A 24,299-nucleotide genomic window follows, 5' to 3' on the forward strand; every position below is an offset into this window, starting at 1 on the left:
TTCTGGGCCATGCTTAAAAAATCCATTCAAAAGCAGTACTTAGTTCAGCACTGGGAGAATCTGGAAACCCAATTTGACCGATTTTGCGAAGTGCGGGACGCCGAGGCGCTCCATCAATTCAGAGTTGCTACGAAGAAAATCCATTCATTGTTAAAGCTCCAATGCGTCCTGGAGGAAGGGAAGTCAGGTCTCTCTGAGTTCAAGGATGTGCGGGAGATTTTCAAGCATGCCGGAAAAATCCGGGAAGCCCAACTCCATCTTGCAAATATGGAAGCACTCCAGATTAAGGATGCAAGTATTAAGAGCACATTACAGGAAACCATCACTTATCAGACTGCTAAATTCGAACTGAAACGCCGCTGGTACTCCCAGTTGATCGAATCTTCATTGTCAAAGATTAAGGATCAGCTTGTCCCGTTGGATGAAGAACTCGCTGAATCTTTTCTATTTCACCACTTGCGGGATGTGGGTAAAAATTGTCAACGGGTCTATTTTCTGGGAACGCTCCATGAGTCTCGAAAGTCCATCAAGACCATCCAACATTTGAGTGAGATTTTTCCCGAGTTTCAAGTGAATTGGGAGTACCTCGAATTTCTGCAAGGCAAGATTGGCGCCTGGCATGACCTGCACCGGACCTATCTGTATATTTACAACCATGGAGCTTCGGCCAAAAATTGCACGCTCATCAGAAATGCCCAACAGGATCTTGTACAGGAAATCAAGGGCTTGATCAGGAAATTCGAAGCGGAAATCAAGAAGGTCGCGGTTGTAGAACAGGATTAGGGAGACACTTACGGTCGATTTTTCTATTTTTGGGGAAAAACCAATGGCCGCTATTCAGGTTCCCGAAGCATTCTCCCAGCAAATGAAAGCCTATTTTGGGCCGGAGACATATGCGGTATTCGAGAAAGCCTTGGACGCGGATACCAAAACTTCGATCCGACTCAATCCCTTCAAACCATGCGAAGCTTTCAATAATCTCCCTTCGGTGGCTTGGAATCCAGAGGGGCGGGTTTTGGAAAAAAGGCCGATTTTCACTCTGGATCCACTTTTTCATGCAGGGGCTTATTATGTACAGGAGTCCTCTTCGATGTTTCTTGGGCATATTCTCGAAAGCGTCTCTGCTCCAAAAGACGGCATCTATCTTGACCTATCTGCCGCGCCCGGCGGTAAGGCTACTTTGTTGGGCAGCTATTTGGGGGACGAGGGTTTCTTGGTGGCCAATGAAGTGATCAAGGCCCGCGCCAATATCCTCAAGGAAAACATCATCAAATGGGGTCTGGGCAATACAATGGTGACCCAAAACGACCCGGAGCATTTTGGGGAACTTCATGGATTTTTTGATTTGGTTTTGGTCGATGCACCCTGTTCGGGCGAGGGGATGTTTCGAAAAGATCCCGAGGCAAGGGACGAATGGTCACTGGACCATGTGCAGCTATGTGCCCTCCGTCAGGAGCGAATCATGGACCAAGCCGCTGCATTGGTGAAGGCAGGCGGGTATTTGGTCTATAGCACTTGTACTTTCAACGAGCGTGAAAATGAGGAAATCGTCAACTATGTTGTTTCCGAATTTGCGTATGAACCGGTGCGGATTCCATTGCAACCGGAATGGAATATCGTTGAAAGCAAAATCGAGACTGACGAAGGGCAATTCTTTGGATATCGTTTTTTCCCCCATTTAGTACCCGGAGAGGGATTGTTTGTGACGGTCCTCAAAAGATCCGAGGATGCCGAGGTATTGGAGCCGCGAAGGGTGAAGGATTTCAAGCATCCCTTTCTCAAATCCGTTTCCAACGCCGAGGCTGCAATGATCCAATCGCAGGTCGATTTGCCCGAAAACAGTGTTTTTTACAAGCTGCAAGAATCAGTCTTCTGGCTGAACTCGAATTTTCGCCAGCATTTCGAATTTTTGTCCCGGTACCTCAACATCAAATATGTTGGTGTGGAACTGGGTCAACTTTCCAAAAGCCAGTTGATACCAAGCCATGAATGGGCAATGAGCTTTTTTCCAAAAACCGGTTTTCCGACCTTTGATCTTGATATCAAGCAGGCCCTTCAATTTTTGCGTAGGGAGGAGTTTTCCCTGAGTGGGGATTTGCCCGAAGGTTGGATTCTGATCACATATGCGAATCTACCCTTGGGTTGGATCAAAAACCTCGGCAATCGGATCAATAATTACTATCCCAAGGAATGGCGGATACGGATGCAGGGCGGTGAGGATGCCTAGTCGAGATTTTCAAAAGCTGAAAAATCCACCACTTCGTTTTCCAAATAGTGGGGATAAATCTTCAAATGCTGCTTTTTCACTTCCTTGATCAAACCTTGGCGAAACAGTTCCACATTGCCGCCGTTGTGGGCTGACATGAATATGGGTGCGATACCGGTTTTCTTGCCATAGGCTGTAGCCAACTGCTCGAAATCCAGGTACCTTTTTTCCTGAAGCTCATGCTCGGTCATGTGCATCATTTCTTCCTCCGAAGGCTTCGGCGGCACCAAATCCATCTTGTTGAATACGAGGAAAATCGGTTTGTTACCCGCACCGATCTCATTGAGTGTTTCATAGACGACCGAAATATGGTCTTCGAAATTTGGGTGGGAAATATCCACCACATGGATCAACAGGTCGGCTTCCCTGATTTCGTCCAAAGTCGACTTGAAGGATTCTATGAGGTGGGTGGGAAGTTTTCGGATAAAGCCCACCGTATCGGAAAGCAGGAAAGGAATGTTTTCCAACACGACCTTTCTGACTGTGGAATCGACGGTGGCAAAGAGCTTGTTTTCGGCCAGGATATCCGATTTGGTAATCAGGTTCATAAGCGTGCTCTTGCCCACATTGGTATATCCGACCAAAGCGGCGCGAACGATGCCTTTTCTACTTTTGCGCTGCGTCAAGCCTTGTTTTTCGATTTCTTTCAGCTTGGTCTTTAGCAAGGCGATTTTGTTGCGGATATCACGCTTATCGGTTTCGATTTCTTTTTCACCTGCACCGCCGCGGGTTCCGGTACCGCCTCGTTGACGTTCCAAGTGTGTCCACATCCGGGTCAATCGAGGCAGCAGGTATTGGAATCTTGCCAATTCAACCTGGGTTTTTGCTTGGGCGGTTTGGGCCCGTTTCAGAAATATATCCAAGATCAACAGTGATCGGTCATATACCTTTACTTTCAGTTCGTTTTCGAGGTTTCTCATTTGGGACGGGCTCAGGTCATCGTCAAAGATGACCATGTCCACGCCAAAGTGCTCCACGTACGACTGGATTTCCTCCAGTTTTCCCGACCCGACGAAGGTTCGCACATCTGGCCGCTCCAGTCTTTGGGTAAATTTGTATACCGTTTTGGCTCCCAAAGTCTCCGTCAAAAACGCCAATTCATCCAGATACTCATTGGCCTGCTGCTCGGTTTGCCCTTGCCGTATCAGGGCAACCAATACGGCTGTTTCCTGCACAGGGGCGGTTTCGTACAATTTTTGAAGTTTTCTGGAGAGTTTGCTCATGAATCAGTAAGAGAGTTGAACATGAAAGGAAGAAAATCGCGTATAAGTTCCCATCGGATTGTGCATCAAAGTTACCAACCTCGAGGCAAATAGCCTTATATTTGGGCTCGATTTCAGACTGATACCTTTTTTTAAGGGTTGATTCTAGAAAAATATTCGTTGAGCCCGATCGAGATCGGCAAATATGGTCTGAAAACCAAATCAAGCGACTTTACCATAATGAATATCAAAACCACGCCTTTGGAAGGCCTTTTGGAAATTTATCCCAAAGTATGGAAAGACAGTAGAGGTTATTTTTTTGAGTCATATCGAAATGATTGGCTAGCCGACCATGGTATGGATATCCAATGGATGCAGGAAAACCAGTCATTCTCCAAGGCAGGTACGGTAAGGGGGCTGCATTTCCAGAGGGCACCGTTTGCGCAAGCCAAACTGGTGCGGGTTATCAGCGGACGCGTTTTGGATGTGGCGGTGGATTTACGGAAAGGATCGAAGACCTTTGGTTCATATTTTGCGATCGAGCTAGATGCCGAATTGCACAACATGCTGCTGATACCGGAGGGCTTTGCCCATGGGTTCTCAGCGCTCGAGGATTCGGTATTTACTTATAAATGTTCCAATGTTTACAACAAAGAGAGTGAGGGAGGGGTTCTTTGGAACGACCCTGACTTGGGTATTGATTGGGAAGTGAAGCATCCGATTCTTTCTGAAAAAGACTTGGAACTGCCCACTTTGAGGGAATTCATAGAAAGGTACGGAGGATTGTAGATGGGTTGGCTTGATTTTTTGAAACCGAAGCGGCATGAGCTAATCCCTGCAAAATTCAGCTTGGATTGGCTTCAGGTCGACATGCATTCCCACCTGATACCTGGGATTGACGATGGTTCAAAGTCTTTGGAGGAGTCCATTTCATTGGTAAAAAGGCTTCAAGATTATGGCCTGCGGAAGATCATTACGACGCCACACATCATGTCTGAATATTATCGAAATACTCCCGAGATCATATTGAATGGCTTGGATGTGTTGAGGAAGGAACTCGCGAGGCAACAGATTCGGATTGAGATTTCTGCAGCGGCCGAGTATTACATAGATGAGTTTTTTCTCGAGAAAGTAAAAAAGGGAGAAAAATTGCTGACAATTTCCGAAAACCAAGTCTTGGTCGAAACGGGTTTTGTAGCAAAGCCGCTGATGCTCAAGGAGATTTTCTTTGATATGGAAATGCAGGGATACAAGCCCATTTTGGCACATCCCGAGAGGTACCAATACCTGATGATGGACCGAAAGCTCTTGGATGAATTGCTTGACAGAGATATTTACTTTCAGGCAAACCTTCTTTCGTTCACTGGGTTTTATTCCAAACAGGTAAAGGAGTTTGCCGAAATGCTGTTGGAAAAAGGCAAGATTCGGTACCTTGGGACTGACTGCCACAATGAGCGGTATCTGGATGCCTTACAGCGATTGCCAGAGAATCGGATTTATGCCAAACTTCGGCGGCTACCACTTTTGAACCATGAGCTATGAAAATTCTGATCACGGGAGCAACCGGACTGTTTGGAAGTTATTTGGCGCGAAAGTTTGCCCTGCAGCATGAGATTTTTTGCCTGAAGAGGAAAGGACATGGCTATGGGCTTTTGGAGGATTTCCAAGGCCAAGTACAATGGCGTGAAGGAGATGTGTTGGATCCGATTTCGATCGAGGAAGCTTTGGAAGGGATAGATATGGTCATTCACGCCGCGGGAAAAGTCTCTTTTCATCCCAAAGATACATCTGAATTGACCAAGGTCAATGTAGAAGGAACTTCAAATGTTGTAAATGCAATGTTGGGCAGGGGAGTCAATAAGCTGATTCACGTGAGTTCGGTTTCCGCCCTCGGCAGAACCGCCGAAGGAAAAACTTGTAACGAAGAAACGGCTTGGGTTGAGTCTAACTTGAACACGCCCTATGCAGTTTCCAAATACCAAGCAGAATTGGAGGTATGGCGAGGGGCGATGGAAGGTCTACAGGTCATGGTGCTTTTGCCTTCTGTCATTTTGGGCAAATTATCGGATGCGCGCAGCAGCACACAGGTTTACCAATATGTGTTGGAGGGGAGTAAGTATTATCCTCCAGGCTCCATCAATTACATCGATATCCGCGACGCTGTTGAGATCACCTACGGGCTTTTTGAAAAAGGTCTTTGGGGAGAAAAATTCATCCTCAATGCGGCATCGATATCCTACCGGGATTTTTTCGTCCAAATGGCGGAGGCAGCAGGCAAGAAACCACCTACAAAGCCGGTAAGCGACTTCCAACTTACCCTTGCGATTTTGGCCGTCGGCATTGCGAGGGCAATGGGTTTGTCCAAAAACCCGCTCAACAAACAGACAGCCATGCTGTCCAAGTTGGATATAACTATGCTAAACGACAAGGTGCAGCGTATTCTTGGGCCTATCTACAGACCGCTTCGGGAATCATTCCAATGGGCTCTTTCGAACGAAAAGCGCTAAGCGGTCGTTAAACATCTGAAAAGACCCAAAATCACCCCAAAAAACTTTCTCGAAAAAATCATGGAATAGGATTTTGTCTCGGGATAATTTTTGGTATCTTTTATAAACCATTTAATGAGAGCACATGACCGGAGATTTCGAAAACGACTGGGAAGAAGATAGAGAATTGGTAGAAAGGTTTGAAAACTCATTGAAATCCAACTTGGATCTGTACTTTGAGGAGGAGGAATTTGAAAACATCATCCGGTTTTATTTTGATCAACAAAAATTCGTCAAGGCGCTAAAAGCCGCCGAGCACGCCTTGGGTAAGTTTCCATTCAGTGTAGAAATCAAGTTGTTCAAGGCGCAATGCCTGATTTTCAACGATGAATTGGAAGAAGGACTGGAGATTTTGGAGAACCTGAATAATCTATCACCCAACAATGAAGACATCATCCTCGCGCTGAGTCAGGCGTTGATGATCAATGGCAACAATAAAGAAGCCATCGACCTGCTGGAAGATTTTCTGCCCTTGGCGGAAGACAAGGCAGAGGTCTACTATTCTCTGGGCAATCTTTACAAAGCGAGTGAAAATAACGAGAAGGCGATCCATTTTTTCAAGGAATGCGTGAAAATCCGAATCAACCACGAAGATGCCCTTTTCCAACTCGCCATGATTACTGAGGAGGAAGGTTCCTTCAATGAGATATTGGAGTTTTATCAGGAATTTATAGATCAAGACCCCTACAGCGCCGGGGCTTGGTACAACCTTGGCGTCGTTTACAACCGCCTCGGAAGGTTCGAGGAGGCAATCAAAGCCTATGATTATGCCCTGATTATCGATGATGCCTTCGCTTCGGCGTATTTCAATCTAGGTAATGCCTATATGAATACGCAGCAGTATGAACTTGCTTTGGAAGCCTATCAGAATACGATCAATTGCGAGGGCGCAAATGCAGAAAACTGCTGCTATTTGGGCGCAGCCTATGAGAAATTGGAGAATATCGATCAGGCATTCAAATACTTCAAGAAATCCGCGAAGATCGATCCAGAATATGACGATGCGTGGTTTGGCTTGGGGATGTGCATGCTGAAGAAGGAGAAATATTTCGAAGCCATACACTATTTCAGAAAAGCGCTCAATATAACGAAGGAGAATCCGAATTATTGGGTTGGACTTGCTGACGCTGAATATCAGCTTGGCAACTTGCAGGCAAGTTCTGAAGCGTACGAAGAAGCTATTAACCTCGAGCCCGGAATTTTGGAGACTTATGTCAATCTTGCGATTATCTATTTTGACCAGAACAGATTTGAAGAGGCTGTGGATGTTATGAAAGAGGGGATCGAGGAATTACCGGGGGAAGCGGAGCTGTATTATCGCATGGTGGTTTTTCTGCTCAAAACGGCCAAATACACCGAGGCCTTTTCATATTTGGAAAATGCATTAACTTTGGACTTTGGGAAGCATGTGATATTGTACGAATTGATGCCAGAGATCAAGAAACAGAAGGCCATTTTCAAACTCATTTCCCAATACAAGGACGGGAGCGCTCCTTCCCGTGATCAAAACAATTAACCACCAAGAATTCAAATCGGATGAATTACCTGCTTAAAAACCTACCTGTACGTACCCAAAAACCACGTACAACAGGTTTCACTATGGTTATGGATAAGGGTCTCAGCATCAGGGAGGTCGAGAATTTTGTCGACGCCAATGCGGAGTATGTTGACATTGTCAAATTAGGTTGGGCAACATCTTACCTTACCAACAGACTTGCCGAGAAAATTGAGATTTACCGAGACGCTGGTATCCCTGTGTATTTTGGAGGGACATTGTTCGAAGCCTTTGTCATTCGCGACCAATTCGAGGATTACAGAAAGGTTATCGACAAATATGGGATCCGTTTTGCCGAAGTTTCTGATGGTTCTATCAGCCTTCCCCATGACAAAAAATGTGAATTTATCCGCATCCTTGCCAAAGATGTGACTGTGCTTTCTGAGGTTGGATCCAAGGACGCCGCCAAAATCATCCCTCCCTACAAGTGGATCGAGCAAATGCAAAGTGAACTGGATGCGGGTAGCTGGAAAGTGATCGGAGAAGCCAGAGAAGGTGGAACAGTTGGTTTGTTTAGGGATTCTGGCGAAGTACGGCAAGGCTTGGTTGAAGAAATTCTCACCAAAATTCCAGAAGATCGCATCATCTGGGAAGCGCCACAAAAAGAACAACAAGTTTGGTTTGTAAAGCTTCTCGGTGCCAATGTCAACCTCGGCAATATCGCTCCCAATGAGGTAATACCTCTCGAGACAATCAGACTTGGCTTACGCGGAGATACATTTGACCATTTTCTGGGAGATCATACTTTCTAACACCCATTTTGGACTGCTTATGGCAGTCTTTTTTCTTTACCTATGACCAATCTCAAAGATTATCTTCTGCTTTATGCCAAGGGTGTAGCGATGGGGGCTGCAGATATCGTTCCCGGCGTTTCCGGCGGCTCGATAGCTTTTATCACGGGCATATATACAAAGCTGCTCGACAGCATCAAGTCTGTTGACAAACAGGCTTTGACATTGCTATTTCGGGCAAAAATAGGGGATTTTTGGACCCATATCAATGGTACGTTTCTCTTGGTACTCGTGCTCGGCATCATGACGAGTATATTTTCGATGTCCAGGTTGATAACCCACCTGATGGAAGAGCATCCCATTCTGCTATGGTCCTTTTTTTGTGGCCTGATTTTGATTTCCGCGGTTTTGGTTTTGAAAGATATCCAACGTTGGAATCTGAGCGTCTTTATTGCCTTGCTCATAGGGACGGTGGGAGCCTATTGGATTACTGGACTGCCACCGACAGGGACTCCCGATACCTGGTGGTTTACGTTTGTGGCAGGTGCGATTGCGATCTGTGCGATGATCCTTCCAGGGATTTCAGGGAGCTTTATTCTGTTGATTCTCGGGCAATATGAAAGGATTCTTGCCGCAGTGAATGAAAAAAACATTTTTCTGTTGGGGCTTTTTGGACTTGGATGTGTGGTAGGACTGCTTTCCTTTGCGCGGGTGGTTTCTTGGCTTTTGCATAAATTTCCTGCGATGACCATTGCGCTACTCGCTGGGTTTATGCTTGGCTCGATCAATAAACTTTGGCCATGGAAAAACATCCTTTCCTACCGTATCAATTCAAAAGGAGAGGAAGTCCCGTTTTTGACTGACAATGTCATGCCCGCTACTTTTTTGGAGGGTACGGGTCAGGATCCTCAGGTTTTCGGTGCTGTGTTGGCCTTCGCTTTTGGGATTTTGCTCGTTTTTGGGATCGAAAGGACTGCTGAATATCTGAAGAGAAGATGAGAAAGTTCGGTCTGATCGGATATCCTTTGACCCATTCTTTTTCGAAGAAGTATTTTACTGCGAAATTCGAAAGGGAAAAGATTGTTGGGTGCCAATACGATCTCTATGAAATTTCCGACATATTCTTTTTGCCAGATATACTCAAGGAAAATCCCGAATTGGAGGGAATCAATGTGACAATTCCCTACAAAGAAAAGGTGATGCCATTTCTTGATGAACTGGATCCCGCTTGTGCGGCCATTGGTGCGGTCAATTGTGTCCACATCAAAAATGGGAAATTGAAAGGATTCAATACGGACTATATTGGATTCAGGGAGTCATTGGAAGGTTTTTTGGCAGGAAAAACGCCATCTGCACTAGTCCTTGGTACCGGTGGTGCTTCTAAAGCAGTGGTGCAGGCCTTGAAGGATTTGGGAATAAACTTCCATATGGTGTCACGGAAGAATGCGGACAATACCTTTTCCTATCAGGACCTAAAAGACAATCCCGCGATATTGCAGAACCATAAGCTCATCATCAATACCACGCCGTTGGGTACCTATCCAAATACAGATGAAATGCCCGATATTGATCCCGATCAAGTGAGTGAGGGCCATCATGTGTATGATTTGGTCTACAATCCTGAAAAGACATTTTTGATGAGGTCTCTGGAGGCGCGAGGAGCATTGGTGAAAAATGGTTTGGAAATGCTGGAACTTCAGGCCGAAGCGGCTTGGAAGATTTGGAATTAAATCCATTGCCATTTAAACCAATCAAACTATGTACTGGAAAAAACAAACACACGAACAGATCAAAGAAACCATATTTGCCGCATTGTCCCAAAACTTGGATTATCGTGGTGAACATCCTATCCTAGGTATCCCTGGCACCTACCTAGACACAGCCGAGTTTTATCCCGATGCTCCATTTCTCAAAGACGCGCCCTATATGTCCGCTATGGTGCGAAATCCAAACCATATTGGGGTCCACACGCTGAGTGAAAAATCGGTGCTGGAGATATTTGAAGGGACACAAAAAATCGAAAAGGATCTCATCAGGTTGTGTGCCGAGGAAATTTTCAACGGAGACCCAGGGCAACAGGATGGCTATGTAGCGACAGGAGGCACTGAAGCCAATATCCAGGCAATGTGGATTTATCGCAATTTTTTCCGGAAAGAATATGGTGCGAGAATCGGGGAAATCGGGCTGGTCTATTCGGAGGACTCGCATTATTCCATGCCAAAAGGAGCCAATATACTCAATTTGACAAGCATCATCTTGGAGGTGGATAAAGATACGAGGGAGATTTTGCCCCATTCTTTGGAATCCAAAATCAAGACTGCAATGGATGAGGGAATCAAATACTTCATCGTCATCGCAAACCTATCGACTACGATGTTTGGTTCAGTGGATGACATTGACATGTTGGGGGATTTCTTTACCAACATGAACGCACCCTTTAAAATACACGTGGATGCGGCCTACGGCGGTTTCATTTATCCTTTCACCAATCCTACCAGTAGGTTCACCTTTCAAAATCCCTATCTCAATTCGATCACGAGCGATGGGCACAAGATGCTTCAGACTCCGTATGGGACGGGCTTGTTCCTCATCCGCAAAGGATATTTTGATTTCGTGAAAACTGATGAAGCACAGTATATCCCGGGTAAGGATTACACTGTAAGCGGAAGTCGGTCTGGTGCCAATGCGATTTCTATGTGGATGATCCTCCAAATTCACGGTTCGGAGGGTTGGAAATACAAAATGGAAACCCTTTGCGACCATACCGAGCGGATTTGCAAGCGCCTTACAGGCATGGGTGTGGAATTTTTCCGAAATCCCTACCTCAACATTATCTCTATCAAGGCGAATTATATTTCAAGTGAATTGGCACACAAGTATTATCTCGTGGCCAATTCTTATGAATTTGAGCCAACTTGGTATAAAATCGTGGTGATGCCGCACGTCAAGCAGGGAACGATAGATTCTTTTTTGATGGATTTGGAAGGAGAATTGAAAGCAAGGCAAATGCGCTAGAACCCCATCAGCCCTGAGAACAACTCTGGGTTTTTTGCAAAAATCGAGTTCCCCAACTGCCCACAGGAACCAAAGGACACAAAAAAAGGGGCGCTGAGGCCCCTTTTTGATATCAAATTTGAGATTGATTACTTTTTCTTCTTGATCTCCTGCATCATGTAGCCTTCGATCGTGTCATCCACTTGGATGTTGTTGAAGTTCTTGATCGAGATACCACATTCGTAACCCGCCTTGACTTCTGAGACATCATCCTTGAATCGCTTGAGTTGGTCGATTTCACCATCATGCACAACGATGCCATCCCTGATGATGCGGATTTTGTTCTTCCGTGTGATGTGTCCTTCGGTGACATAACATCCCGCCACGGTACCGATCTTGGATATTTTGAATACTTCCCTGATCTGCACGTTACCAGTGATGATCTCTTCAAATTCCGGCTCAAGCATCCCTTCGATGGCATCCTTGATTTGGTTGATGGCATCGTAGATGATGGAGTAGTGACGGATTTCGATTTCCTCCTGCTCCGCCAATTTTTTGGCATTTGGAGAAGGACGTACGTTGAATCCGAGGATAATGGCGTCAGAGGCTGATGCCAAGAGTACATCCGATTCTGAGATTTGGCCCACACCCTTGTGGATGATGTTGACGGATACCTCTTCTTTGGAAAGTTTGAGCAAGGAGTCGGAAAGCGCTTCGACAGAACCGTCCACGTCACCTTTGATGATGATATTGAGTTCCTTGAAGCTTCCGATCGCCAAACGTCTTCCGATTTCATCCAAAGTGATGTGTTTCTTGGTCCGCATGGTTTGCTCTCGTAGGATTTGCTCCCTTGAGTTGGCGATTTCACGCGCTTCCCTTTCAGTTTCCACTACTTTGAAGGTATCACCAGCTTGTGGAGCTCCGGCAAGTCCCAGCACCAAGACCGGTGTAGAAGGTCCGGCTTTTTTGAGCTTTTTGCCTGTGTGGTCAAACATCGCCTTGACTCTGCCATAATGTGGGCCTGCAAGCATGATATTGCCGACTTCAAGGGTTCCTGCCTGCACCATCACGGTAGTCACATACCCGCGTCCCTTATCCAAGGAAGCTTCGATGACGGTACCTAGGGCATTTCGGTCTGGGTTGGCTTTCAGTTCGAGGATTTCTGCTTCAAGCAGTACTTTTTCCAAAAGCTCATCCACGCCGACACCGGTTTTGGCAGAGATGTCTTGGGATTGGTATTTTCCACCCCATTCTTCCACCAACAGGTTCATATTGGCCAATTCCTCTTTGATTTTGTTCGGGTTGGCGTTTGGCTTGTCGATTTTGTTGATTGCGAAAATCATCGGCACGCCTGCGACTTGTGCATGGTTGATTGCTTCTTTGGTTTGCGGCATGATGCTATCGTCCGCGGCGATCACGATGATGGCGACGTCGGTGATTTTGGCACCACGGGCACGCATCGCCGTAAAGGCCTCGTGACCTGGCGTATCCAAAAAAGCGATTTTTTGCCCATCGGCTGTAGTAACATCATAGGCACCGATATGCTGGGTGATTCCCCCTGCTTCGCCTGCGGTTACTTTTGTTCTCCTTATATAGTCCAAGAGTGATGTTTTACCATGATCTACGTGACCCATAATGGTAACAATTGGCGCTCTTGGCTGCAAATCTTCTTCATCGTCTGCAAGCTCTTCAGGTTCAATCTCCTCGTCAGGCTTAGAGAATTCGATTTCATAACCAAATTCATCAGCAATGATGGTGATTGCCTCAGCATCCAGCCTTTGGTTGATGGATACGAACATACCCAAAGAAAGGCAGGTAGAGATTACTTCATTCACAGAGACATCCATGAGAGATGCCAAGTCATTGGCAGAGATAAATTCGGTAACCCGGAGGACTTTGGTATCGTCGACACCTTCCGCCTCTTCTTTAAATCTATCTGATTTCTTGTCTCTACGCTTGGATTTGCCCCCGGATTTGCCACCCTGAAGCCTTGCCAAAGTTTGCTTGATTTGGTCCTGTATCTCCTTTTGGGTAGGTTCGGCCTTTTGTGTTCGTGCGACCTGAGGGGAAGCAGGCCTCCCTTTTCCTTGGAAAGGTTGTCCCTGTGGTCGTCCTCTTCCTCCGGCAGCTTGGTCGGCTGGTTTTGGACGATTTGGATCCTGAATTTCAGGGCCTTTTTTATCAATACGCTTGCGTAGCCTTTTCTTTTTGTCCTTGTTGCGCTCATCAGAGGAAGCAACGGGCTTATCCCGTTTTTTGAACCTATCGTCGGGCAATTCGATTTTGCCCAAAACAGTCAGGCCTTTCAGTGCATCTGCCTTTGCAGCGATAACTTGGTCTTCGGGAGCTTCAGGAGTTTTTTCTATTTCCACTTCAACTTTGGGTTGAATGGTTTCGGGAGTAGCTCCGGCGGATTTAGAAGTTTCTTTTAGGTCAGATGGAGTGGCAGCTTGCGGTTGAGTGACCGTTTCTTCCGCTACTTGGGGCTTCGCAGCCTGTGGTGCGGGGACAGATGGCTGTTCAGATACTGGGGTCGCCTTCGGTTCCTCGATCGCTTGGGGCTTTCCTTCCTCTTTCTTTGGAGCGGGCTTTGGAGCGTTTAGGTCGATTTTCCCCAAAACCTTGATTCCGGGAAGTACGGGTGCTTCCACCGATACTTTGTCCGCGCTCGGTTCTTCCTTAGCGATCACGACAGGCTTAGCAGGTTCGGGTTTTTTGGTTTCAATAACCGGCTCCTGCTTTTTCTCCTCCTTGGCTTCGGATTCCGCCTCGATGGTAAAGGTCTCATGGTGCCTCTTCCCAATGGAAAGATGCGAGGCCTCCTCCTTTTCGAGTGCAGAGGATTTAAACTCCTTGGCCAACAGGTCGATTTGCTCCCCGATGATTTTGAAGTTTGGATTGTTTTCGACTTCAAAGCCTTTTTTAGTCAGAAAATCAACTACCGTAGAAATCCCTACGTTGAGTTTTCTGGCTACTTGCCCAAGTCGCTGTGTTCTATCTTCTGACATAAAATATTTTGTGCACTTTCTAAATCTGTTGGCAAATATAGGCCATTTATTGGGTTATTGAGGCTTTGGTTATTGCTCAAATTCCTGTTTCAATATTCTAAACACTTCGTCGATCGTCTCTTCTTCCAGTTCAGTTCTGCGAATAAGGTCTTCTTTGGTAAGTGACAAAACACTCTTCGCAGTATCCAATCCGGTCTTCTTCAATTCGTCGATTACCCATCCGTCGATCTCGTCTGCGAATTCTTCCAAATCCACATCCTCTTCTTCGTAATCGCTCAATTCCCTGAAAACATCGATTTCGTATCCGACCAATCGTGAAGCCAAACGGATATTGAATCCACCCTTACCGATTGCCATCGAAACTTGGTCAGGCTTGAGGTAAACGGAGATTCTCTTGTTTTCTCTATCAATTTGGAGCGAAGTCACTTTGGCTGGACTCAGTGCCCTTGCCACATATAGCTCAAGGTTGTCAGTGTAGTTGATGACGTCGATGTTCTCGTTTTGGAGTTCGCGGACAATTGCGTGAATCCTGCTTCCTTTCATGCCAACGCACGCGCCCACTGGATCGATCCGGTCATCATAGGATTCTACGGCGACTTTTGCTCTTTCTCCTGGTTCCCTCACGATTTTTCTGATGGTGATCAGGCCGTCGAACACCTCAGGGACCTCATTTTCAAACAATCTTTCCAAGAAAATCGGCGACGTTCTGGAAAGGATGATACGTGGATTGCCGTTGACCATCTCTACTTTGTGGACGATGGCTCGAACGCTGTCGCCTTTGCGGAATCGGTCTTTGGAAATCTGTTCACTCTTTGGAAGGATCAATTCGTTGCCTTCACCGTCGATCAAGAGGACTTCCCGGCCAAGGATTTGGTAAACCTCTGCCGATATGATTTCACCTACCAAATCCTCATATTGGTTGAAAAGCAAGTCCTTCTCAAGGTCCTTGATTTTTTGGATCAAAGTTTGACGGGCCATCTGCACGGCCCTGCGTCCGAATTCTTCTAATTCGATTTTCTCATACACTTCTTCCCCCACCTCAAAATCAGGTTCTATTTTTCGGGCGTCGGTCAGGCTGATTTTGTCGAAATCCCAAATATCTTCCGAATTATCGTCGACGATTTCCCGGATGCGGAGGATTTCGAGGTCTCCCTTGTCGGCATTGATGGTGACGTCGAAGTTTTCGTCTGTTTCGAATTTCTTTCGAATCATCGCCCTAAATACATCTTCCAGGATTCGGATCATGGTAGGTCGATCCACATTTTTAGACTTTGCAAATTCTGCAAACGACTCTATGAGCACTTTAGCGTCCATGTTTTTTATTTGAATGAGACTAACACAATTGATTTCTTGATTTGTTCGAAAGGAATGGCGAGTATCACTTCCTGTGCCTTTTTGCCTTTTTCCTTTACTTTGGTAAGGATCTTGATGTCCGTGCTGCCGACCTCTGACAGTTGGCCCTCGATATCTTTGCCATCCGACAGGCTGACCTTGAGCTTTCTTCCGACATTTTTGAGGTATTGCCTCCTTGAAGAAAGTGGGTGGTCCAATCCTGGTGAGGATACTTCAAGTACAAAAGCCTCCGGCATCAAATCCTTGGCTTCGATTTCGTCTCCTACCGCACGGCTTACCCTGGCGCAGGCATCAATACTGACTCCCTCATCCGAATCGATCAGGATTCTGACTTGGGATTTATTGCCGATTCCGGCGACGACAATGTCCACTACAAAGTGGTTGTCATCCGGAAGGTGCTTTGCTACGATTTCCTCTAATGTGTTCTTCAGGCTCATGGCGTTTTTTCGGCTATGAAACAAAAGAGGGGACCGACGTCCCCTCCGCTGAGTATGGTAAAACGTTGCAAATGTAATAATTTTATCGAATTAAAAAAAAGCCGGAAACTTGTATTAATTTGAGATTTCCATGATAATTTTGTCCGCCCGCATAATATGTTGTCCCCAACATTGTTAAATTTAACACAATTATCTATCAACAACTCCTCAATAAAACACAATGGCTTTATTTGATTTTTTCTCAAGTGACATCGCTATAGACTTAGGTACCGCTAATACACTGATCATACACAAGGACAAAATCGTCGTGGACGAGCCTTCGATCATTGCGATAGACAGGACCTCAAACAGGGTCCTCGCGGTTGGAAAAGACGCGATGAACATGCACGAGAAGACCCATGAGAACATAAAGACCATCAGGCCATTGAAGGATGGGGTGATTGCGGATTTTTATGCAGCGGAGCAGATGATCCGGGGAATGATCAAGATGATCCCTGGGCACAAAAAAGGAATGTTTCCAAAATCCCACCGGATGGTAATCTGCATACCATCTGGCATCACCGAGGTGGAGAAACGTGCGGTACGCGACTCCGCAGAACATGCAGGCGCGAAGGAAGTATACATGATCTATGAGCCGATTGCCGCTGCCATTGGAATTGGGATAGATATCGAAAAGCCGATGGGCTCCATGATTGTGGATATTGGTGGTGGTACAACGGAAATCGCACTGATTGCCCTGTCAGGGATCGTCGCTGACCAATCCATCAGGGTGGCAGGTGATACATTCACGAAAGATATTCTGGATTATATGAGACGGCAGCATAACCTTTTGATTGGTGAGCGCTCTGCCGAGAAAGTGAAAATTGCGATTGGATCTGCATTGACTGAATTGGACGACGCTCCAGAGGACTATGAGATTCGCGGTAGGGACTTGATGACCGGGATTCCAAAAGTAATCAAGGTATCTTATTCCGAAATTGCTTTCGCATTGGATAAATCAGTGTCCAAAATCGAAGAAGCGGTCTTGAAAGCACTCGAAATTGCTCCACCGGAACTGTCGGCAGATATCTATGACAACGGTATCCACCTCACTGGGGGCGGAGCCCTGCTCAAGGGATTGGATAAAAGACTCCATCAGAAGACCAAGCTTCCGATCCATATTGCCGAGGATCCGCTAAGGGCAGTAGTAAGGGGAACAGGAACCGCCTTGAAGAATATCAATAATTTCCGAACCGTGTTGATGAGTTGATAGGTGGATGCAGCGGATTTTTCTTTTTCTCTATAAGATAAGGGCCTTTTTGTTGTTTGTTGCGTTGGAAGCAGTCGCGATTTGGCTGATTGCCTCTAACAATTCCCAACAAGGCTCCGCCGTTTTTAATAGTTCCAACCAAATTGTCGGCAACATACTTAGTACCCAAAGTGATATCTTGGAATATTTTTCCCTCGCATCCGTCAACAAAGGACTGGTGGAGAAAAATGCTGTTCTTCTCACAGAGCTGGAGTCTCTCCGAAGGCCGGCTGATAGTGCGTATATCGCTTTGGATTCCGCCTTGGAGGCGAATTTCTCCTTTCGCGGAGCAAAGGTCATCAATAACTCGCTGAACCTCACCCAAAACCACTTGACCATCAACAAAGGCTCCAATCACGGGATCAAGCCCGGGATGGGCGTGTTTAATGAAGAAGGCGTGGTAGGAAGGGTCAGGGATGTCAGCCGCAATTATGCTACGATCATTTCCCTTTTGCATTCGGAGCTTTTGATTTCCTCCAAGATCACAACCAATGATGTTTTCGGTTCGACCAAATGGGATGGTGGTGATCCCGGGTTTGCAAAGCTGATGTACGTACCTCGGCATGTGGTGGTCAAAGAAGGAGATTTGGTAGTGACATCAGGCTACAACGCGGTATTTCCAGCGGGTATTCCGATTGGTGCTGTTACGGAGGTAAAGCCGGGTACAGATACCAATTATCTGGACATCACCATCAAATTATCCACCGATTTTTCCAGAATTTCCTACGTGTACCTTGTAGAAAACCTCCAACAAGCGGAGCTTGATTCCTTGTATCAATCTAGCGGTTTGCCAAATGACTAGTATCAGGATCATATCATTGGCAGTTGCAGGTATCCTGTATTTTTTGGCACAGGTGCTGATTCTCAAGAACCTTGTCCTTTTTGGTGTGGCATTCTGTTTCCTTTATCTGATGTTCATCATCCTGCTGCCGATGGAGGTAAAGACAATCCCTTCGCTCCTGATTTCCTTTGTGCTGGGACTGGGGGTTGACATGTTTTATGACACGATGGGGATCCATACCTCGGCGTTGTTGGTAGTGGGTTTTGTACGGAGCCGCTGGCTACGTATGCTGGTATCTTCTGGGACTTTTGACGAAGACATGCAGCCGACGGTAGTAAATATGGGCCTGCAGTGGTTTCTATCCTATAGCCTACCTTTGGTTTTGATCCACCATTTGGTGTTTTTTTATGTAGAAAGCCTAGGCACAGGTTTGTTTTTTGATTCGCTGCAAAAAATTATTGCAAGCGTTATTTTTGTTACTATAATGAGTATAATTGTTCAACTGTTGTTTTACCGGAGAAGGAGGGGAATTTAATGAACGACCAAAGACCGCTTGTCATCATCATTGTGATTGCCATTGTTGGTTTGGTGCTTTTGACCAAGCTTTTTTTGATCCAAGTGGCGGATGATAGTTTTTTGAAAAAAGCAGAAAGCAATGCGATCCAGCGAGTGGTAGACCACCCTTATCGGGGATTGGTGTATGACCGGAATGGAAAAATCTTGGTTTATAACTATCCCATTTTTGACTTGATGGTAATTCCGAGGGAATTTCAGGTCAAAGACACCACGCGATTTTGCGAAATCTTCAAAATAAGCAAGGAATACCTCAAGGAAACCTATACAGCCGCGAGAAAATACTCACCAGTCAAGCCTTCGCCGCTAATCAAACAGATTTCGACGACCGATTTTGCGAGGATACAGGATTATTTGATTGACTACCCTGGCTTGTTTGTCATGACCAGGTCAGTGCGCTCCTATCCACAAGCCAGTGCCGCCAATGCTTTGGGGTACATAGGAGAGATATCAGGTCCGCAGCTTGAGAAGGATACAACCAAGTACTACCGTCAAGGAGACTATGTGGGCCTCAGTGGAATAGAGGGATATTATGAAAATGAACTCCGTGGGGTCAAGGGCGTGAAGTACAAGCTTGTCAACGTGCGGGGAGTCGACAAAGGGCCGTTCAAAAACGGAGAATTCGATACAGCTTCCGTTGCTGGGAAAAACCTTACATCGACGTTGGACCTCGATTTGCAGCAATACGGCGAAATGTTGATGGCTGGCAAGCGTGGATCGGTTGTGGCAATTGAGCCGAAGACAGGCGAAATCCTAGCTATGATATCGGCACCAACTTATGATCCCAATTTACTTACAGGTGCCCAGTTTGGAGCCAACTACCTTTTGCTCAATAGAGATCAGGATAAGCCGCTATTTAATAGACCGATCATGGCGATGTATCCTCCTGGATCAATCTTTAAGATTGTCCAATCGCTGATCGGTTTGCAAATGGGGGTACTTACACCCAACACAACATTTGGTTGCAATAGGTCTTTGGTGGCTTGCCACAACCACCCCAATCCAGTCAATCTTTTTGGAGCTATCCGAAATTCCTGCAATCCCTACTACCATCAGGCCTACAGGATGATGATCAACCGGGAGGTTTCCACCAACACTTTCAAGGATACAGAAATTGGCTTAAATGCTTGGCGAGAGTCTGTATTGAAGTTTGGGTTGGGTGGTCCGCTTGGTATCGATATGAAAAATGAAAAAGGCGGATCCATTCCCTCAAGCAAATATTATGACCGTGTTTATGGAGAAGGGAGATGGAAGTATTCGACAATCTATTCACTTTCGATCGGACAGGGTGAGATGCTCGTGACCCCACTTCAAATGGCCAATCTTGCGGCGATTTTTGCCAATAAAGGGTACTATTACCCACCCCACCTTATCAAGGCTGTTGATGGGGATTATGAGAAAATCCCAGTTCAATTTCGTACAAAAATGGACGTGGGTGTAGATGCCCACCATTTTGACCTGATTCAGGATGCAATGGCTGAGGCCATTTACGGAACCGCAGCCAGGGCTGCAATCTCGGATATCCAGATCGCAGGTAAAACAGGTACAGCCCAAAACCCGCAGGGAGAAGACCACTCCGTATTCATTGCCTTTGCACCCAAGGATGATCCGAAAATCGCCATCGCAGTCTATGTCGAGAACGCTGGCTGGGGAGGCCGCGCCGCTGCTTCAACCGCAAGCTTAATGATCGAAAAATACATCAGAGGGTCAATCACAAGGCTGGCACTGGAAGAATATGTGCTGGCTGGAAAATTCATGTAAGCTTTGAGACAGGACGACCTTTATATCAACAAGATCGATTGGATCACAATCGCGATCTATGCTGCCCTGGTGATTATAGGGTGGTTCAATATTTATGCGGCCGTGTATGACGAGCAAAACGTCAAAAGCATTTTCGACTTGTCCATCAATTCCGGACAACAATTAGTGAGGATCGGTACCGCCGTATTGATCATTTTGTTGATTATGGTTGCGGATTACCGACTTTTTGAAAACTTGTCCTGGATTTTGTACCTGGTGTTTCTCGTTTTACTCTTGGTGACGCCGTTTATCGGAAAGGAAGTGAATGGCCAAACACTATCGATTGGATTTGGCGCATTTCGGATCCAGCCGTCTGAGTTTGCCAAATTCACGACCGCCTTGGCCTTGGCGAAATTCATGGAACGCCCCAGCATAGATCTCTCGCAGCCCAAATACCAACTACAGGTCATGTTTATCATTTTCCTCCCGGCCCTATTTATCATGCTTCAGCCGGATACAGGAACTGCAATGGTATTCTCGGCTTTTTTTATTATGCTTTATCGAGAGGGAATGCCGCAGTGGTATTATGTATTGGGGCTGACATTTGTGGCAATTTCACTTTTGGCACTAGGAATTGAAAACAACCTCTATCTGGCCATTGGGGTGGGTGTAGTGATTGCTGTCTTGATTTTGTTGGGAAAGAAAAGATGGACGCGGATTGTGGGTTTGGTGGTTTTGGGCTTACTGATTGTAGGCTATACTTACAGCTTGGATTACGTTGTTTCCAAACTTCCAGAGCATCAACAGAACCGTATCATGGTCTTGTTCAACCCCAATATCGATCCCTTGGGAGTCGGGTGGAACGTGACACAATCCAAAATTGCAATCGGGTCCGGTGGATTTTTGGGCAAGGGTTATTTGGAAGGGACGCAGACCAAGTTTGACTTTGTGCCCGAGCAACATACGGACTTTATCTTCTGCACGCTGGGCGAAGAGTTCGGCTGGGTTGGGAGTTTGGTGGTGATTGGGCTTTTCTGTGGATTGTTGATGCGCTTGGTTATGTTGGCCGAGCGGCAGAAAAACCGTTTTTCGCGTGTTTATGGCTATTGTGTGGTCTCAATATTGTTTTTCCATTTTATGATCAATATCGCCATGACGATTGGCCTGTTTCCTGTTGTTGGAATTCCGCTTCCCTTTTTCAGCTATGGTGGGTCTTCCCTGTGGTCCTTTACCATATTGCTTTTCATCTTCATCAAATTGGATTCACACCGGATTCAATTGCTCGGGCGGATGGGATAGGCGTTTGAGGCTGCTGTAAAAAAATTGTCTTGATCGGTTACCCGGCAAACCTTAATCTCGAGAGTCATTAATTCACTTCCTCAAACTGATCCAAAAATCGTCGACGAGGGCTTCTTTATTGATTTTGGAAAAGATTTTTACCGTGATCGTTTTGTTCTCCGGCGGGCTGTTGACTGTAAGGACCTCGGCATATTGGGGCAATAGATAGGCTTGCACTAGGGCCAAGTCCCACATGACGCGGGTTTTGTCTTGGGGATTTTGTTCTCTCCAGCGGTTTTCCAGAATATGCTCTACGGGTATTTTTTCATTTAGGCGCGCGTAGGTGTCGTCACGATCATATTGAAGCGGGAATGCCGTTTCCAGGGGCATGACAGTGAAATCGAGTCCCTGCAGATCCAACAAGTAATCAAACGCATTGAGGTCATTGCGGATATTGAACTCATTTTTGCTCCAGGCACGGGTGCCGAGGTTGTATTTAGCGCCGAGTGAATAGACCCGAATCTTAGGTAAGATTTCCGGAGCAAGAATGATCGCCGAGGCGATGTTGGTCAGCGCACCCAAGGTCAGGACATCGAGTTTCTCGCCATCGGGAAGGGATTTTACCAGAGCTATGATGGCTCGGGCAGCCGGGGAATCCCGGGGTTCCTGTCCGCCCCAAGCCCGGCCAATCTGCCTATCGGCTCCTTTGGGATGCGGAAGCTGGCTGAGACCCATGGCAGCAAGGATTTCCTCGTTCAGTCTTTGACTGTCTTCGAGCGTACGCAGATTTTTGGTATCGTAGGCATTCCACTTTTCAAAAACCAATAGATCCGGATTGTTGAAATGCGCGGAACTTAAGCCGACGACTTCGATACTTTCCGCTTTCAACAAGCGCACGATGGCATAGAGGTCATCCATTTCATTGCCGGTATCGGAGTCCAGCCATACTTTTTGTTTTTGGGCAAAAAGGCTGAATGGCAGGAGCAGGGCGGCAATTAAAATAGATGACCTCATGGCTATTGTTGTTTCGGTTAACGCTCCGTGCGGGTATTGGTCCCGTCTACAGGCGTGCGATTTTCCCGGTTGGACAGATCCCAGGCCGTATGGAAAATGAGTTTGGCCCTCTTGGTCATGAGGGGGAACTCTATCTTGTCTACTGTGTCGGTGGGCTGGTGGTAATCGTCGTGCACGCCATTGAAGAAGAAGATCACAGGAATATTGTGCTTCGCGAAGTTATAGTGATCGGAGCGGTAATAGAACCTGTTTGGATCATCCTCTGCATCATACCGATAATCAAGGATGAGGTTGGTATAGGTGATGTTGTTGTATTCGTTGATGACTTTCAAGTGTGAAGAAAGCATCTCGGAACCAATCACATAGACATAGTCCTTGTTTGGAGCATTTTGGTATTCGTAATCAATCCTGCCAACCATGTCGATGTTGATATTGTTGACCGTGTTTGCCAAGGGGAAAATCGGATTGTTTGAATAGTATTCTGATCCCAGAAGTCCTTTTTCCTCACCGGTTACGTTAAGAAAAAGGATACTTCTTCTAGGTTTTTTTCCATCTTTTGCTGCCAAGGCAAATGCCTCGGCGATTTCCATCACAGATACCGTACCCGAGCCGTCATCGTCCGCGCCGTTGTTGATTTCTCCTTTGCTGTTGATACCGACATGGTCGTAGTGCGAGGAGATGACGAGTATTTCATCCTTTTTGTCCGTTCCCTCCAAATAAGCCATCACGTTTTCGGTTGGGACGAGCTTGGTTTCCTTTTTTACGAAGTAGGAAGCCTTTTGGGCTTTGATCGATTCGGGGTTGTTTTTTGCGGCTTCCTTTAATACTTCCACAGGCGTGGCGAACAATGCCGCCATTTTATCACTGGAAACCAGAAAAACCGGCTCTTGCTTGGTAGGTTCTTCAAAACCCAACCGTCCGCGACTGCTAAGTGACTTGTATCTGCCGGCAAGTCGGTCAAAGTTTGCTTGTCCTTCCATCGTGACTACCACTACGCCTACGGCTCCGGCTTTCATGATATCGGACACTACGTTTTGTGCCCGTGCGCCGATAGCCCAAAGACCCACAAGCTTACCCTTCACGTCAACTTTTTTCAGGTTCTCTTCGGAAGCCAAGCCAAGGAATACCAAGTCTGCCTTTGCCGCCTTTTTCATCGATCCATCTCCGAGAAACACGAAGTCCTCATTGTTGACAAGTTTTTGTTTGCCCACGGTCAAGCTTATTTCCGGGAAAGAAGTCGACGCAAGGTTGAATTTTTGGAAATAGGTGCCATCCACCGGACCCATCAGCCCGAGGTTTTGGTAGAAATTTGCGAGGTATTCAGCAGCAAGTTTCTGGCCCTTTTCACCCGTGTCCCTACCTTCGAGTTCGTCCGAGGCTAGATAAGTGAGGTGTTTTTCCAAATCCTGCGCATTGATCGTCGCTGCGTACTTCAGTGCCGTGGCATCCTGTGCGCTACCTGTGAGGCTAATGCCCAAGATAAGCATGGCTACCAGCATCCATCTCTTTTTCATAAGTTATCGTTGAGGGTTG

The 24,299-nt window shown here is 46.3% G+C and carries 21 protein-coding genes; 15 read left to right on the forward strand and 6 right to left on the reverse strand.

Annotation, left to right across the window (positions count from 1 at the left end; translation table 11 throughout):
- Nucleotides 1–9 precede the first annotated feature (9 nt).
- Together L0U89_RS05700 and L0U89_RS05705 are read left to right on the forward strand one after the other, a co-directional pair.
- Nucleotides 10–783, forward strand: coding sequence for a CHAD domain-containing protein (locus tag L0U89_RS05700; RefSeq protein ID WP_234860650.1), 774 nt, complete (start codon nt 10–12; stop codon nt 781–783).
- A 43-nt stretch (nt 784–826) separates the two neighbouring features.
- On the forward strand, nt 827–2,227 hold the full coding sequence (locus L0U89_RS05705) for a methyltransferase RsmF C-terminal domain-like protein (protein ID WP_234860651.1): 1,401 nt from the start codon (nt 827–829) through the stop codon (nt 2,225–2,227).
- Here L0U89_RS05705 and hflX read toward each other — a convergent pair.
- On the reverse strand, nt 2,224–3,489 hold the full coding sequence (gene hflX, locus L0U89_RS05710; RefSeq protein ID WP_234860652.1) for a GTPase HflX: 1,266 nt from the start codon (nt 3,487–3,489) through the stop codon (nt 2,224–2,226). The genes L0U89_RS05705 and hflX overlap by 4 nt on opposite strands.
- Nucleotides 3,490–3,708: 219 nt before the next feature.
- Between hflX and rfbC the strand changes: the two genes are divergently transcribed.
- The 8 genes from rfbC to L0U89_RS05750 all read left to right on the forward strand — a co-directional run bounded on the left by rfbC (nt 3,709) and on the right by L0U89_RS05750 (nt 11,315).
- Nucleotides 3,709–4,257, forward strand: coding sequence for a dTDP-4-dehydrorhamnose 3,5-epimerase (gene rfbC / locus L0U89_RS05715; protein ID WP_234860653.1), 549 nt, complete (start codon nt 3,709–3,711; stop codon nt 4,255–4,257).
- On the forward strand, nt 4,258–5,010 hold the full coding sequence (locus L0U89_RS05720; RefSeq protein WP_234860654.1) for a tyrosine-protein phosphatase: 753 nt from the start codon (nt 4,258–4,260) through the stop codon (nt 5,008–5,010).
- Nucleotides 5,007–5,975 carry an NAD-dependent epimerase/dehydratase family protein gene (locus tag L0U89_RS05725; RefSeq protein WP_234860655.1) on the forward strand — a complete coding sequence of 323 codons (969 nt, stop codon included), beginning with the start codon at nt 5,007–5,009 and terminating at the stop codon, nt 5,973–5,975. Before L0U89_RS05720 ends, L0U89_RS05725 begins: the two co-directional genes overlap by 4 nt.
- A gap of 124 nt (nt 5,976–6,099) precedes the next feature.
- Nucleotides 6,100–7,530 (forward strand): tetratricopeptide repeat protein, encoded by a 1,431-nt coding sequence (locus tag L0U89_RS05730; protein WP_234860656.1) that lies wholly within the window; start codon nt 6,100–6,102, stop codon nt 7,528–7,530.
- 20 nt (nt 7,531–7,550) lie between these two features.
- Nucleotides 7,551–8,321 (forward strand): phosphosulfolactate synthase, encoded by a 771-nt coding sequence (locus L0U89_RS05735; protein WP_234860657.1) that lies wholly within the window; start codon nt 7,551–7,553, stop codon nt 8,319–8,321.
- 42 nt (nt 8,322–8,363) lie between these two features.
- Nucleotides 8,364–9,299: a polyprenyl-phosphate transporter gene (locus L0U89_RS05740; RefSeq protein WP_234860658.1), complete on the forward strand. Its 936-nt coding sequence runs from the start codon at nt 8,364–8,366 to the stop codon at nt 9,297–9,299.
- Nucleotides 9,296–10,030, forward strand: a complete 735-nt coding sequence (locus L0U89_RS05745) for a shikimate dehydrogenase family protein (protein ID WP_234860659.1) — start codon at nt 9,296–9,298, stop codon at nt 10,028–10,030. Before L0U89_RS05740 ends, L0U89_RS05745 begins: the two co-directional genes overlap by 4 nt.
- A 28-nt stretch (nt 10,031–10,058) precedes the next feature.
- The gene (locus tag L0U89_RS05750) at nt 10,059–11,315 is read left to right on the forward strand and encodes a pyridoxal-dependent decarboxylase (RefSeq protein WP_234860660.1); all 1,257 of its coding nucleotides are present in this window, start codon (nt 10,059–10,061) and stop codon (nt 11,313–11,315) included.
- Between the two features lie 128 nt (nt 11,316–11,443).
- Here the strand turns inward: L0U89_RS05750 and infB are convergent, their stop codons facing one another.
- From infB to rimP, 3 genes are all read right to left on the reverse strand, one after another.
- Nucleotides 11,444–14,302 (reverse strand): translation initiation factor IF-2, encoded by a 2,859-nt coding sequence (gene infB, locus L0U89_RS05755; RefSeq protein ID WP_234860661.1) that lies wholly within the window; start codon nt 14,300–14,302, stop codon nt 11,444–11,446.
- Between the two features lie 69 nt (nt 14,303–14,371).
- Complete coding sequence (gene nusA, locus L0U89_RS05760) at nt 14,372–15,616, reverse strand: transcription termination factor NusA (protein WP_008624258.1); 1,245 nt, start codon at nt 15,614–15,616, stop codon at nt 14,372–14,374.
- Between the two features lie 5 nt (nt 15,617–15,621).
- A complete protein-coding gene (rimP, locus tag L0U89_RS05765) occupies nt 15,622–16,092 on the reverse strand; it encodes a ribosome maturation factor RimP (RefSeq protein ID WP_008624257.1) in 471 nt (156 codons plus the stop codon).
- A gap of 220 nt (nt 16,093–16,312) precedes the next feature.
- Here rimP and L0U89_RS05770 point away from each other — a divergent pair, with 220 nt between their 5' ends.
- The 5 genes from L0U89_RS05770 to rodA are packed head-to-tail and all read left to right on the forward strand — an operon-like array spanning nt 16,313 to nt 21,773.
- Nucleotides 16,313–17,341 (forward strand): rod shape-determining protein, encoded by a 1,029-nt coding sequence (locus L0U89_RS05770; protein WP_008624256.1) that lies wholly within the window; start codon nt 16,313–16,315, stop codon nt 17,339–17,341.
- A 7-nt stretch (nt 17,342–17,348) separates the two neighbouring features.
- Nucleotides 17,349–18,182 (forward strand): rod shape-determining protein MreC, encoded by an 834-nt coding sequence (mreC, locus tag L0U89_RS05775; RefSeq protein ID WP_234860662.1) that lies wholly within the window; start codon nt 17,349–17,351, stop codon nt 18,180–18,182.
- On the forward strand, nt 18,175–18,696 hold the full coding sequence (locus L0U89_RS05780) for a rod shape-determining protein MreD (RefSeq protein ID WP_234860663.1): 522 nt from the start codon (nt 18,175–18,177) through the stop codon (nt 18,694–18,696). The genes mreC and L0U89_RS05780 overlap by 8 nt, the downstream gene beginning before the upstream one ends.
- The gene (gene mrdA, locus L0U89_RS05785; protein WP_008624253.1) at nt 18,696–20,495 is read left to right on the forward strand and encodes a penicillin-binding protein 2; all 1,800 of its coding nucleotides are present in this window, start codon (nt 18,696–18,698) and stop codon (nt 20,493–20,495) included. Before L0U89_RS05780 ends, mrdA begins: the two co-directional genes overlap by 1 nt.
- Nucleotides 20,496–20,498: 3 nt before the next feature.
- Nucleotides 20,499–21,773, forward strand: coding sequence for a rod shape-determining protein RodA (gene rodA / locus L0U89_RS05790; RefSeq protein ID WP_234860664.1), 1,275 nt, complete (start codon nt 20,499–20,501; stop codon nt 21,771–21,773).
- Between the two features lie 72 nt (nt 21,774–21,845).
- Here rodA and L0U89_RS05795 read toward each other — a convergent pair whose 3' ends face one another.
- Nucleotides 21,846–22,766 (reverse strand): nucleoside hydrolase, encoded by a 921-nt coding sequence (locus tag L0U89_RS05795; protein ID WP_234860665.1) that lies wholly within the window; start codon nt 22,764–22,766, stop codon nt 21,846–21,848.
- 17 nt (nt 22,767–22,783) lie between these two features.
- Nucleotides 22,784–24,280 carry a M28 family peptidase gene (locus L0U89_RS05800; protein ID WP_234860666.1) on the reverse strand — a complete coding sequence of 499 codons (1,497 nt, stop codon included), beginning with the start codon at nt 24,278–24,280 and terminating at the stop codon, nt 22,784–22,786.
- Nucleotides 24,281–24,299 lie beyond the last annotated feature (19 nt).

It is taken from the genome of Mariniradius sediminis (genome assembly GCF_021491425.1).
In the GTDB taxonomy this organism is placed as follows: Bacteria; Bacteroidota; Bacteroidia; order Cytophagales; family Cyclobacteriaceae; genus Mariniradius; species Mariniradius saccharolyticus.

What these genes read in the sequence shown, in the direction of transcription:
- L0U89_RS05700 (WP_234860650.1), top strand. Translation starts at nt 10, where the DNA reads ATGCTTAAAAAATCCATTCAAAAGCAGTACTTAGTTCAGCACTGGGAG.
- L0U89_RS05705 (WP_234860651.1), top strand. Translation starts at nt 827, where the DNA reads ATGGCCGCTATTCAGGTTCCCGAAGCATTCTCCCAGCAAATGAAAGCC.
- hflX (WP_234860652.1), bottom strand. Translation starts at nt 3,489, where the DNA reads ATGAGCAAACTCTCCAGAAAACTTCAAAAATTGTACGAAACCGCCCCT.
- rfbC (WP_234860653.1), top strand. Translation starts at nt 3,709, where the DNA reads ATGAATATCAAAACCACGCCTTTGGAAGGCCTTTTGGAAATTTATCCC.
- L0U89_RS05720 (WP_234860654.1), top strand. Translation starts at nt 4,258, where the DNA reads ATGGGTTGGCTTGATTTTTTGAAACCGAAGCGGCATGAGCTAATCCCT.
- L0U89_RS05725 (WP_234860655.1), top strand. Translation starts at nt 5,007, where the DNA reads ATGAAAATTCTGATCACGGGAGCAACCGGACTGTTTGGAAGTTATTTG.
- L0U89_RS05730 (WP_234860656.1), top strand. Translation starts at nt 6,100, where the DNA reads ATGACCGGAGATTTCGAAAACGACTGGGAAGAAGATAGAGAATTGGTA.
- L0U89_RS05735 (WP_234860657.1), top strand. Translation starts at nt 7,551, where the DNA reads ATGAATTACCTGCTTAAAAACCTACCTGTACGTACCCAAAAACCACGT.
- L0U89_RS05740 (WP_234860658.1), top strand. Translation starts at nt 8,364, where the DNA reads ATGACCAATCTCAAAGATTATCTTCTGCTTTATGCCAAGGGTGTAGCG.
- L0U89_RS05745 (WP_234860659.1), top strand. Translation starts at nt 9,296, where the DNA reads ATGAGAAAGTTCGGTCTGATCGGATATCCTTTGACCCATTCTTTTTCG.
- L0U89_RS05750 (WP_234860660.1), top strand. Translation starts at nt 10,059, where the DNA reads ATGTACTGGAAAAAACAAACACACGAACAGATCAAAGAAACCATATTT.
- infB (WP_234860661.1), bottom strand. Translation starts at nt 14,302, where the DNA reads ATGTCAGAAGATAGAACACAGCGACTTGGGCAAGTAGCCAGAAAACTC.
- nusA (WP_008624258.1), bottom strand. Translation starts at nt 15,616, where the DNA reads ATGGACGCTAAAGTGCTCATAGAGTCGTTTGCAGAATTTGCAAAGTCT.
- rimP (WP_008624257.1), bottom strand. Translation starts at nt 16,092, where the DNA reads ATGAGCCTGAAGAACACATTAGAGGAAATCGTAGCAAAGCACCTTCCG.
- L0U89_RS05770 (WP_008624256.1), top strand. Translation starts at nt 16,313, where the DNA reads ATGGCTTTATTTGATTTTTTCTCAAGTGACATCGCTATAGACTTAGGT.
- mreC (WP_234860662.1), top strand. Translation starts at nt 17,349, where the DNA reads ATGCAGCGGATTTTTCTTTTTCTCTATAAGATAAGGGCCTTTTTGTTG.
- L0U89_RS05780 (WP_234860663.1), top strand. Translation starts at nt 18,175, where the DNA reads ATGACTAGTATCAGGATCATATCATTGGCAGTTGCAGGTATCCTGTAT.
- mrdA (WP_008624253.1), top strand. Translation starts at nt 18,696, where the DNA reads ATGAACGACCAAAGACCGCTTGTCATCATCATTGTGATTGCCATTGTT.
- L0U89_RS05795 (WP_234860665.1), bottom strand. Translation starts at nt 22,766, where the DNA reads ATGAGGTCATCTATTTTAATTGCCGCCCTGCTCCTGCCATTCAGCCTT.
- L0U89_RS05800 (WP_234860666.1), bottom strand. Translation starts at nt 24,280, where the DNA reads ATGAAAAAGAGATGGATGCTGGTAGCCATGCTTATCTTGGGCATTAGC.